Source organism: Marinagarivorans sp. (assembly GCF_982758155.1).
Genome location: NZ_CEXWTU010000164.1, coordinates 1 through 11,545, shown reverse-complemented (window position 1 = coordinate 11,545; position 11,545 = coordinate 1). Strand labels below are relative to the sequence as shown.

General features: G+C 47.5%; 12 protein-coding genes. 4 read left to right on the top strand and 8 right to left on the bottom strand.

What is annotated here, in order from left to right; all coding sequences use genetic code 11:
• The 4 genes from AC3A8L_RS15350 to AC3A8L_RS15335 all read right to left on the bottom strand — a co-directional run.
• Nucleotides 1-544: lysophospholipid acyltransferase family protein (locus AC3A8L_RS15350; protein WP_487963149.1), on the bottom strand; the 544-nt coding region annotated here is incomplete at its 3' end.
• Between the two features lie 82 nt (nt 545-626).
• The gene (gene glyS / locus AC3A8L_RS15345) at nt 627-2,705 is read right to left on the bottom strand and encodes a glycine--tRNA ligase subunit beta (protein WP_487963148.1); all 2,079 of its coding nucleotides are present in this window, start codon (nt 2,703-2,705) and stop codon (nt 627-629) included.
• Complete coding sequence (gene glyQ, locus AC3A8L_RS15340) at nt 2,705-3,670, bottom strand: glycine--tRNA ligase subunit alpha (RefSeq protein WP_487963147.1); 966 nt, start codon at nt 3,668-3,670, stop codon at nt 2,705-2,707. Before glyQ ends, glyS begins: the two co-directional genes overlap by 1 nt.
• A gap of 243 nt (nt 3,671-3,913) precedes the next feature.
• Nucleotides 3,914-4,678, bottom strand: coding sequence for a fatty acid desaturase family protein (locus AC3A8L_RS15335; RefSeq protein ID WP_487963146.1), 765 nt, complete (start codon nt 4,676-4,678; stop codon nt 3,914-3,916).
• 395 nt (nt 4,679-5,073) lie between these two features.
• Between AC3A8L_RS15335 and AC3A8L_RS15330 the strand changes: the two genes are divergently transcribed.
• Complete coding sequence (locus AC3A8L_RS15330; protein WP_487963145.1) at nt 5,074-6,168, top strand: SMP-30/gluconolactonase/LRE family protein; 1,095 nt, start codon at nt 5,074-5,076, stop codon at nt 6,166-6,168.
• Between the two features lie 2 nt (nt 6,169-6,170).
• Here the strand turns inward: AC3A8L_RS15330 and AC3A8L_RS15325 are convergent, their stop codons facing one another.
• Entirely contained in the window at nt 6,171-6,860 is a 690-nt protein-coding gene (locus AC3A8L_RS15325) for a metal-dependent hydrolase (protein WP_487963144.1), read from the bottom strand.
• Between the two features lie 143 nt (nt 6,861-7,003).
• On the opposite strand from AC3A8L_RS15325, the gene tpx reads away from it, so the two are divergent.
• From tpx to AC3A8L_RS15310, 3 genes are all read left to right on the top strand, one after another.
• The gene (tpx, locus tag AC3A8L_RS15320) at nt 7,004-7,498 is read left to right on the top strand and encodes a thiol peroxidase (RefSeq protein ID WP_487963143.1); all 495 of its coding nucleotides are present in this window, start codon (nt 7,004-7,006) and stop codon (nt 7,496-7,498) included.
• A gap of 145 nt (nt 7,499-7,643) precedes the next feature.
• The gene (locus tag AC3A8L_RS15315; protein ID WP_487963142.1) at nt 7,644-8,555 is read left to right on the top strand and encodes a lysophospholipid acyltransferase family protein; all 912 of its coding nucleotides are present in this window, start codon (nt 7,644-7,646) and stop codon (nt 8,553-8,555) included.
• Between the two features lie 56 nt (nt 8,556-8,611).
• Nucleotides 8,612-9,109, top strand: coding sequence for a TIGR00645 family protein (locus tag AC3A8L_RS15310; protein ID WP_487963141.1), 498 nt, complete (start codon nt 8,612-8,614; stop codon nt 9,107-9,109).
• Between the two features lie 30 nt (nt 9,110-9,139).
• Here AC3A8L_RS15310 and AC3A8L_RS15305 read toward each other — a convergent pair whose 3' ends face one another.
• Genes AC3A8L_RS15305 through AC3A8L_RS15295 form a run of 3 tightly spaced genes read right to left on the bottom strand, consistent with a single transcriptional unit; the run spans nt 9,140 to nt 11,237 of the window.
• The gene (locus AC3A8L_RS15305) at nt 9,140-9,304 is read right to left on the bottom strand and encodes a hypothetical protein (RefSeq protein ID WP_487963140.1); all 165 of its coding nucleotides are present in this window, start codon (nt 9,302-9,304) and stop codon (nt 9,140-9,142) included.
• Between the two features lie 31 nt (nt 9,305-9,335).
• A complete protein-coding gene (locus AC3A8L_RS15300; protein ID WP_487963139.1) occupies nt 9,336-9,881 on the bottom strand; it encodes a DUF2058 domain-containing protein in 546 nt (181 codons plus the stop codon).
• Between the two features lie 39 nt (nt 9,882-9,920).
• Nucleotides 9,921-11,237: an MATE family efflux transporter gene (locus tag AC3A8L_RS15295; protein ID WP_487963138.1), complete on the bottom strand. Its 1,317-nt coding sequence runs from the start codon at nt 11,235-11,237 to the stop codon at nt 9,921-9,923.
• Nucleotides 11,238-11,545 lie beyond the last annotated feature (308 nt).

Sequence of the window (11,545 nt, the reverse complement as noted above, 5' to 3'; positions counted from 1 at the left end):
GGATAATCTTCGCACCGCTGTTAATGGCAATTTCGGCGCCGCTGCGGGCGTATTTTCCGCGCTCGCCAGCTTCCATGCGGGTACCTTCGGGGAATAAGATAATATTCAGCCCATCCTCAATTCCCTGAATGCCCCCGGCTTTTACTTGCCGCAGTGCGTCGCGCGGGTTTTCGCGGTCAATAGCTATGGGCCGTAAACCCCGTAAACCCCAGCCAAAAAAGGGAATATCTAAAAGCTGTTTCTTAAGAATGGTAGACGCTGGGAAAAATAAAATTTGAAGGTAGAGAGTTTCCCAGGTGCTTTGATGCTTAGAAAGTACAACCGCTGGGCCGTCTAGCCCTTGTAAATGTTCACGCCCAATTATTTGGTATTTTACGCCGCAAATCCCGCGTGCTAAGGCAACCACTAAGCGACACCAGCTGATAATAATGCGGTGGCGTGTTACCTGTGATAACCCTCCCAGTAGTAGTGAAGCGGTACCGTACAGCACTGTAAGTACTGTGCAAATAGCCACAAAAATAGAAGTGCGGATTAACGCTAGCATGAAAAACCCTTGATGGTGCTGTGGTGATAAATAAGGCAAAACACAAGGACCCCTTATGTTTTGCCAAAAGCAACGCTGTTGTTTATTTCACTACAAGTGATGAAATGTCGGCAACTTCGCCAAACAGGTTGCCTAGTTGCTGCAGTAGGGCTAAACGATTATTGCGCACGGCCATGTCTTCGGTCATTACCATCACATCGGTAAAAAACGCATCCACAGGTTTTTGCAGGCGAGCGAGCGTTTTTAGCGCGGTGGTGTAATCGGCTTTAGCAAATAGCGGCGCGACTTCCTCGGCGAGCTTGGCAACTTCAGCTGCAAGTGTTTTCTCGGGCGCAAGTTCCAACAGCTGAGCATCTACACCGTTCGATGGCGCACCGTTTTTGGCCAGAATATTGGCTACACGCTTATTCGCTTCGGCTAATGCCGGGGCTTCGGGCAATTGGCGAAAAGCATCTACAGCTTTAACGCGGTTGTCGATATCCAATGGGGTAGTTAGCCCTTTAGCACTTACGGCTTGGAAAACTTCTGCCGGAATACTGGCTTCGCCGTACCAAGCTTTAAAGCGGTCTAGCATATAGTCTAAGGCTAAACCTGCGGTGGCCTCACCTTTGGGTAAGCCGCCATCGATTGCTGCGTTGTATTGGCTTGTGGCTTTTTCGAGCAGGGCTTTAAGGTCGAGGGCATAGCCTTTTTCGACCAAAATACGCAATACCGAAATACTGGCGCGGCGCAGGCCGAATGGGTCTTTACTGCCGGATGGGGTTTGGCCTAAGCCGAAAATACCGGCAATGGTATCAAGGCGATCGGCCAGTGCGATTAAGGCGCCAGAGTGGGTTGTTGGCAAGCTATCACCGGCGAACTTAGGCAGGTATTGCTCGCTCATGGCTTTGGCCACTTCGGCGGGCTCGCCATCGTTATTGGCGTAATACTCGCCGGCAATGCCTTGCAGGTCGGTAAATTCGTACACCATGCTGCTGACTAAATCGGCTTTGCTCAATTCACCAGCGCGCTTGGCAAGCGCGGCATCAAAGCCCAGTTGCTCAGCCATAAAGCTTGCAAGGCCGGCTATGCGCTCGGTTTTATCAAATACACTACCGAGCTTACCTTGGAAGGTGACGGTGCGCAGCTTTTCCCGTCGCTCTGCCAAAGGGGTTTTCTTATCGGTTTCAAAGAAGAAGGCCGCATCGGCCAAGCGCGGGCGAATCACTTTTTCGTTACCGGCTATCACTTGTGCTGGGTCTTTACTTTCGATATTGGCGACGGTGATAAAATTGGGCATTAATTTGCCGTTGCCATCAACCACGTGAAAGTACTTTTGATGCTCTGCCATCGAAGAGATCAGCGCTTCTGCGGGTACCTTTAAAAATTCGGTATCGAAGCTACCGGCTAAAGCAACTGGCCATTCGTTAAGCGCGGTGACTTCGTCTAATAGTTCGTCACTGATTACAGCCACGCCACCTAGCTTTTCGCCTTCGGCTTTAACTTGCTCGCTGATTAACGCTTTGCGTTCTTCAAAACTGGCCATTACATAGCCTTCGCGCATCAAGGCCGCGTAGCTTGTGGCGTGAGTAAGTGTTAACTCACGGTTGGCGTGAAAGCGATGGCCACGGCTGGTATTGCCAGCGTTTAAATCTAAAATAGTGGCGGGGATAACGGCATCGTCCCACAGCATGGCAAGCCAATGGACTGGGCGAACGAATTCGGTGCGGCTAGCACCCCAGCGCATGCGTTTGCTAATGGGCAAGCCGGCAAGGGCTTTTTCAACCAAGGCTGGCATAAGTTCGGCTGTTGGCTCGCCGCCACTTTGGCTGGTATGCATCAGTTTTTCTTCTTTACCATCCATACCGGTTGGCAGGTTGTTCACATCCAAGCCGTTCTTTTTAGCAAAGGCTTCTGCGGCTTTGGTGGGCGTGCCATCTTTAAAGGCCACGCGTGTCGGCGGCCCCCAAGCAGTAATCTCTTCCAAGGGGGTAGTGGCTGGAAGCCCTTCAATCAACAAGGCTAAACGGCGCGGTGCGGCAAAGGGTGTATGGCCGTCTAGCGTAATTTTTGCGGCTTTAAGGCCGGCTAAAATACTCTGGGTAAACGCTTTGCTTAGGCTTTTAAGGGCAACGGGTGGCAGCTCTTCGGTACCTAATTCAACTAAAAATGCGTGGCTCATTAGGCTTTATCCTCTGCGGCTAATTTTTTGAGTACTTCTTCGCGTAGGTGCGCTGGCGCCATTGGGAAGCCGAGTTTGGCTCGAGTATGTAAGTAAGCATTCGCTACCTCGCGGGCTAACGTTCTTACACGTAAAATATAACGCTGGCGTTCGGTAACCGAGATGGCTTGGCGGGCATCGAGCAAGTTAAACGCGTGGGAGGCTTTCATTACCATCTCGTAAGCGGGCAGGGGTAAGCCGGCTTCAATCAACTTTGTCGACTGGGTTTCGCACTCATCAAAGGTCGCAAATAAGTAATCGACATTGGCGTGGTTGAAGTTGTAATCGCTCATTTCAACTTCGTTTTGATGGAATACATCGCCGTAGGTTACGGGCGTGCCATCGGGGCCGATGGTCCAAACCAAATCGTAGATGGAATCGACGTTCTGCAAGTACATGGCTAAGCGTTCTAGGCCGTAGGTGATCTCGCCGCTTACGGGGTAGCATTCAATGCCGCCCACTTGTTGGAAGTAGGTAAACTGCGTGACTTCCATACCGTTCAACCACACTTCCCAGCCCAAACCCCAGGCACCTAAAGTGGGCGACTCCCAGTTATCTTCTACAAAGCGAATATCGTGTACGTTGGTATCGATGCCTAGCTTCTGCAAGCTACCTAAGTACAACTCTTGAATATTACTGGGCGAAGGCTTGAGGATGACCTGAAATTGGTAGTAATGCTGCAAACGGTTTGGGTTTTCGCCATAGCGGCCATCGGTAGGGCGGCGGCAGGGTTGCACGTAGGCGGTGTTCCAGGTTTCTGGCCCAATTGCACGCAAGAACGTGGCGGGGTGAAAAGTACCCGCACCCACTTCCATATCTAAAGGTTGCATTAAAGTGCAGCCTTGTTCAGCCCAGTAAGTTTGAAGGGCCAAAATCAAGCCTTGAAAAGTCGCTGCGGGGTTGGCCGCGGTAGTCGAAAGAGTCACAAAGTCACCTAGCTAATGAGGTAAAAACAAAAGGCGGTGATTATAGCGATATTGTGACGGGATTGCTTGCTGGGGCGTTAATCCATACACAGGGCGGTAATTACCAGTATTTAGTGCGTAATGAAATATAACGTTAGAAATGAAAAAACCGCCCAGAAGGCGGTTTTTTTGCCTCAAACAGACTAACTGCTTGAGGGAGTCGTGAGTCAACCTCGCGACCGTAGAAACTAAGGCTAGCCAGTTTTAAACCGCCCGCACCAACTCGCTGGGTATTTTCTGCCGAATCTCTTCATGAAAGGCAGGTAACTTCGACCAATGTAATCCGCACTTAACGTGATGTGCTGTATGGAAGCCTAAGTTCCAGGCGTACCAGTTGTTGAGTTTGGTGGCATCGTTACGTGTGGCTTCGTAGGGGTTTTGGGTGTCTAGCCCACGATGGTGATCTACGGTGGCGTATACTAATAAGAACAATTGAATGATCATTGGAATTACAAAGATAATCAGTGCCTTAAGCGGTGCGAGCACAATGAGCCCGGCTAAAATTGCAGTACATATCACCAGCCAAAACTTAAATTTCTTGAGAATTTTAGGGTGTTGCTTACCGACGCGAAATATTTCAGGGTAAATCTTAAGGGTATTGATAACCGTGTATTCCGTGCCGCCCATGGTGGTGCCGTCTTTGCGCTTCCATGAGCATGTGTCTTCATGGCCATCCAAATATTTCATATGGTGACCCAGCGTATGGTGAAGCACCCAGGCCCAAGGGCCACAGCCCGTATTAAAGAATAAAGGCAGCTCAAATAAGCGGTTGCACCAGCCAGCTTTAAAGATAGGCAGGTGTTGATGATTGTGATTAACCGCCGTGGCAGAGCCTTGGGCAACGACCATCAGTAACGCGCAGGCGAGAATGATGTAGAGATTTTCCACCCAAAAGAACAATACAAGTTGGGCGGTAAAAAGTGCTAAAACCAAAAGAATGGCGGGTATGTCTTGCTTATATCTAATCATAAAAAGAAATTACTTAAAGGCGTGGTTAAGTCTGCATGCGCAGTTAATGATGGCATTATCAAGTGTGTAAACTTGAGAATAGCTAACTCGGGCGTCAATGCCAGTGGCTTATTGAACGCAAAGGGGTAAAGCGGATATATTTTAAAAGGAAGGGATTATCCCTGAACTGGTCAGTAACGCTAGTAAAATCGTTAATCTGTATTGGCCACCTATAAAAAATGTGCTTAAGTCTGCGCTATACCCCTGATAAACATACTTTAAAATGGAATGAGAGAATGAGGGGTATCTTCATTCGGTACCGTATGCTTTGAGCGACATCAACAAACTACCGGAATGAAAGGTGCTTTGGTATGGTAGCTGGCGACGGATTCCTTATTGACTAGGCTAATAAATTTATGACAAAGACACCTCACTTGGCGCCTTCTCGCCGGCAGTTTTTACAACAGGCGGCCGTGGGTAGCGTGGCAACTTTAGGGGCTGCGTGCAGCATGGCCAATGGCGATCGTTATCAGCCTGGTGCATCGCCCATTCGCTACCCAGACTCAGACATTGTCGCGCTAGATAAACGCTTTACCTACCGTATTGGCAATGCCGCGATTGAGCGTTTACACACCGGTATGCGTTGGGCTGAGGGGCCTGCTTGGAATGCTGTGGGGCGTTATCTGGTTTGGAGCGATATTGCTAACAATGAACAGTTGCGCTTAACCACCGAAAATAATCATGTATCGCGTAATTTTCGCGCGCCTTCAAATTTTAGCAATGGCAACACCTTCGATCTACAAGGCCGCCAAGTGGTTTGCGAACATTTAGAGCGACGGGTTGTTCGCTATGAAGTAAATGGTGGTGTAACGGTTTTGGCGGCTGAATTCGACGGTAAAACGTTAAATGCCCCCAATGATGTTGTCGTGAACCCGCTTGATGGCAGTATTTGGTTTACTGATCCAGGTTACGGAAGCTTGGGTGTCTATGAGGGCACTAATGCCAATAACGGTTCTCCCCAACCTTATCAAAAAGAAGCGGTGTATCGCATTGATGATAAAACGGGCGTAGTTAGTAAGTTGACAGATGAAGTGTATAAGCCCAACGGCTTATGTTTTTCGCCAGATTATAAAAAGCTGTATATCGCCGATTCGGGCGTTTCGCATTATTCGAAGGCCGCCGGTGAAATTAAAGTGTGGGATGTGGATGGCGCGACATTAAAAAATGGTCGTCGATATACGCTAACCGCCAAAGGTAAGCAAAAGGGTATTGTTGACGGTATTCGCTGTGATGTTGATGGTAATGTTTGGGCCGGGGCTGGTTGGGCAGGCGAGGGTTATGATGGCGTGCATATCTTTGCGCCTGATGGTGATCGCATTGGCCAAATTGTATTGCCTGAAATTTGTTCCAATATTTGTTTTGGCGGCAAACACAGAAACCAGCTATTTATGACGGCAAGCCAATCGCTTTACAGTGTTGTTGTTGGTACACAAGGTGCCCATTATTGTTAATGTTAGCCCATCAGTTTTTGAGCAAATAAGGTGTAGGTCTCGACATTAAAAACAATACTGGAAAAGCGCGTGGACGCAGGTAGAAAAAATGCTGTTATAACGGTGGCGCAGCCAACAAACGCTGCGCTTTTCCAATTATTGTAATCAAAAAGCTTAAGCGCTGTACCAAATGATCGTTTGATACGGGTATTCATGAAGTCGACAGCGTAAATTTCATCCAATAACAAATGTAAAAAGTAACCAAAACCAGTGAAGGCGCCTACAAACCAGCATCCTGTAGGCCGCAGCCCGAGCTGTGCGGCAAGAGCTGTTACTAAAAATGCGAAAAAAACGCCCGCCAGCAACGAGTGAAAAACGCCACGGTGTACTGTAAAACTTTCAAAAATAGCACGCACCACAAAATGCATAGTGGCAAAGGCAACAGCGCAACCGGCCCAAACCCATAATAATGGCCAATGATAGATACCAAAAATAGTCGTGGCTATACAAGCCATCGCGCTAAATAAACCAAACAAAATAGAAAGGCTATGAGAGTTGTCGGAATCGATGTCCGGCAAAATACCGCCGATTGAACCCGCCACCCAACAAAGTACCGCTTCAGAAGGCGTAACGTGCTGGCTGCTTAAAAAGAGCGTGCTTAATAAACCACTACCAATGGTCGAAAACTGTAGGTGGGTGTTGAAATTAGCCATGGCTATCTCGGTAATCTATGGATAGCGGCCTTATGGTGGCCACGAATACCCCCATTTTACACCGGTGTTTTGTTACAGCAAAAGCTGCGATACTTCGCGCCGTTCCAGTTTGTTAAATACACCCAATTAATAGAGAGGATTTTATGGCGACGACAGCACTTAAAGGTACACCCGTAAACACCAATGCCGATTTACCTGCAGTAGGTTCTACCGCACCCGCATTTACTTTAAGCAATGTGGATTTGAGTGATTTAACCACCGCAAGTTTGGCCGGAAAGCGCGTTATTCTGAATGTATTCCCCAGTGTAGATACTCCAACTTGCGCACAATCTGTTCGTACTTTTAACGAAGACGCCAGCCAGTTAGATAACACCGCGGTTGTTTGTGTATCACAAGATTTACCGTTTGCCATGGCGCGCTTTTGTGGTGCTGAAGGGTTGAATAATGTGGTTTCGGCGTCGGCTTTTCGTTCTACTTTTGCCGAAGACTTTGGTGTGAAGTTGTTAGACAGCAAGTTAGCCGGCTTAACAGCACGCGCGATTGTTGTATTGGATACCGATGGCAAAGTATTACACACAGAGCTAGTGCCTGAAATTGCCAACGAACCCGATTACGCAGCAGCGAAAGCGGTTCTTTAAGGTATAAATATCGTCGCGCCCATGACGGTTAAAGTCAGGGCGTGACCTGCCTTTCTCGCTATAGTGTCCCTTCTATATTGATATATTCATTACCTCGCCACGTTTTTTTTGGCAGAATGCACCTTTCGCCATCAGTGCCTTTGTTATGTCTTCTTTATCGTTATCCGAAAAAATAGTCACTCGACTCGTTAAAGGCGTTATTGCTACGGTGGGACGTTTACCGTTGTCGTGGGCACGAGGAATAGGGGCTTTGACGGGGAGGTTCTCGTTATTAACAGGCAGCCGTATGGCCGTGGCGACGGCACAGAATATTGCTTACTGTATGCCAGAATTATCCGCCGCAGAGCAAAAGCAACTTGTTCGTGCCAGCGTCCTAGAAACAGGGCGCCTAGCGCTGGAAACCGCTGTAATTTGGACGCGCAAGCAAGCTTGGGTTGAGCAACGTATGATCCCGCCAGCTGGCGAGCACTTAATTAAAGAGGCGCAAGCCCGTGGCCAAGGTGTACTTATATTGGCGCCGCATATTGGTAATTGGGAAGCACTCAATTATTATTTAGCGACCCAAGGTGTTGTGACCAATATGTACCAAAAGCCCAGTGCGATAGGCATGAACGAGGTGCTGTTAGATGTACGCACCCGCTGTAACGCGCGCTTAGTCGCGACGGACCGTAAAGGGCTAATGACGATCCTAAAAGTATTGAAGGAAGGTGGGATGTCGGGCATTTTACCGGACCAAACCCCTAAGGATGATGCTTCTGGTCGATTTGCTCCATTTATGGCACACCACGCTTTTACGATGACATTAGTGAATAAGCTGATTAAGAAAAGCGGTTGCAAGCCTTTGTTTGCCTATGCGAAGCGAGTCCCTAATGGTTTTGAAGTCGTTGTGGAAGAGCCGCCTGGCGATATACACAGTGATGACGAGCAATTAGCCGTTAATGCCTTAAGTGCTGGTATTGAACGTTGTGTTCGGGCCGTACCGACCCAATATCAGTGGGAATACAAACGCTTTAAAAAGCGTTTGCACGAACAGCCTGATCCTTATCAGAAGTCATAGTAACCGGTATTATTTCTGATGTATTTACCCCACCTTTAAGATGTTTGAGATAACCCATGGAAAAATTTTTTGAAACGTTGCTCTATCGTTCGCGTTGGTTGTTAGCGCCTATTTATTTTGGTTTAAGTCTGGCTGTATTAGCCTTGGGTATTAAGTTCTTCCAAGAAGTTATTCACCTGATGATGCATGTTTTAACCATCAAGGAAGTTGATCTTATTCTTGTGATATTGTCGTTAATTGATATAGCGATGGTTGGCGGTTTATTGATTATGGTTATGATGAGTGGCTATGAAAACTTTGTGAGCCGAATCGATATTAACGATGATGAAGAAAAATTGGGCTGGCTGGGTAAAATGGATTCATCATCATTGAAGGCTAAAATTGCCGCCAGTATTGTGGCCATTTCATCCATTCACCTGTTAAAAATCTTTATGGGCGCAGAGGCCTATGAACCAGAGCAACTTAAATGGTATGTCATTATTCACATGACGTTTGTTGGCTCGGCCTTTTTGATGGGGTATCTCGATAAAATTGCCAAGCAAGAGCCAAAGTAACAATCATACAAAACGAGTATAAGTAGGTTTTTATCGATTAAAACTGCAGATTTCGGTTGTTGGGTTCAGTACACCGCCACGCTTAAAGCAAATATCGACTTTAGTATTGGGGGTTGTATAGAGAATAGCGGCACTCGCTAAAGCTGTAATCAACAGTAAAGCGAGTGCAATGCGTTTTTGGCGAGAGGGTTTCACGGTATCAATAGATCGTTAAAATTTTATCCGATTACCACATGATATCGTCAGGAATCACATAATCTTTGTACGGATCATCATCGTCCGCTGTCTCTTCGGCTGCCACGTTACTTACAACAATACAAGAATCATCTCGTTGTGCAATTTTCTCTGCAACCACTGCAGGGATCAAATGATAGCTATTTTCTAAGTTTACTATCGTCAAAACGCCATTAATAATTTGGCGTTGTACGGTAGACGACACCATCATTTTTTTGATCTTACCGCTATCGGTGAAGTTATATTCAACTTCGCCTTTGCCTTCAAGCTTAGGCTTGCTGTGGTTTTGGATCAGCTGTTTTATTTGTGCTGCAATGGCCTTTTGCTGGGCTTGATCTTCGCGTTGGCGATTAAGCTCGCGATCGCGGGCGACCTTTTCTGCTTTAACCGCCTCTACCGCCGCCTTTGTTTCGTCTACCTGTTCATCTTTGCTACGACGATCGACGTTGGCTTTCTTCCGTTTTTCCTTTTTAACTTGCTTGGCTTTTTTGTTATCAATTAGCCCTGCATTCAATAGTTGGTCTTGTAAGGATGGCATGGTGAAACCCCGTATGACTTGTACTTTATATAGAGGTGGCTATTTTAGACGTTTAATCTTCCAATAGGCTACACCTACTCCCGCAATTCCGATAATAGCGGCACCGACTAATACACCCCAATAAACCCCTGCCGGCCCCCCCCATTGTGCACCAATGGAGGCAAAAGGCATCGTAAATACTGTGGCTTTCGCGAAATTAAAGCCAGTGGCCCAGGGCGCAATACGGAGGTTATTGAATAAGGCATTACTCATAAAAGTCATGCCGTTAAACAAGCTGGTAAGGCTCAAACCGTAGCAGAATAGGCGTATTAGCATCGCAGCTTCGCCTTCAGCATTAAAAGCTTGAATAATAAACTCGGTCAGTAAGAAGAGCATCAAGCAGGCAATAACGCAGTAACCCACGATAAACCCTAGGCTAGCTTTAAGGGTTTCCATGATGCGCCCAAAAAGCTTTGCGCCTAGGTTTTGGCCTGCAATGGGGCCTATTGCACCAGACAATGCAAATAAACCAGCAAAAGCGAGTGGTTGAAGCTTGCTGATAATGGCATTGCCAGCAACGGCACTATCGCCAAACTGCGCCATAACCGCTGTGATGTAAGCAACGCCTAAGGGGGTGGAAAGGTTAGTGAGTACCGCAGGCAGTGCGGTTTGTGAATAGTGCTTAATGTCGCCAATAAAGCCTTTCCAGTGCGGAGTATCGAGCAACCCGTAAGCAACGAATACGCGTTGTAAACCATAACTGACCATGGCAAAGCGCGCGCAAACCGTGGCTGTTGCTGCACCTTCAATGCCCATATCTAGCGCGAAAATAAACAGGGGATCGAGTACAGCATTAACAAGGCCTCCCAATAACGTGAGGTACATGGCCTCTTTGGCATGCCCCAATGCGCGAATCACGCCACTGCAGGCCATGGCAATTCCCATTAGCGGCATGCTGGGGATAATGACGGTGAGATACGCCATTGCTAATTCGTGAGCCCTGTCTGTGGCGCCCAGCCAAAGTAGTAGCCAGGGCACAGTAAAGAATACGAGCAGCGCAACCAGTAGGGTGATTGCCAGAATACCGGTAAAAATATGCGCCACTAATTGCTTGGTATGCTGAACATTCCCGCCGCCAATGGATTGCGAAACGAGTGCACCGCAACCAATAGAAAGCCCAATGCATAGCGACATGGTAAAAAAGAGAACAGAACCCGCATAACCAATAGCAGCGGCCAACTCGATTTCGCCCAGTAAGCTCAGCCAATACATATCAACGAGGTCGACTAAAAACAACGACAATAGACCGGCCGTTGATGTAAACGTCATTACGCTAACATGTTTGAATATTGAACCTTGTGTGAATGTGGCTTGCATTAATGGTGGGTCCTTTGCCGTGCATTTAAAAATATGATGCCCGAGTCTGGCAATGAAGTATGGCAGAGGTTCCGAATCAAAATTGAGAAAAACTGTTACATCGCGATGCTGACTGGGGCGATAAGGCCTTATGTTCTTCGGTATGCCGTTATTCGCTGAACATTTGTTACACTTCGCGCCTGATTTTTTGCATTCAGGGGCGAGGCAATAGTAGTTTGTCCAATTAGACGAAGGATCCTGTTTTCTCAGCAAGGCGCTTGAAGAGGCGCATGCCGAGGCCTATAGGACATAGGTCAGTAGGGTAACGC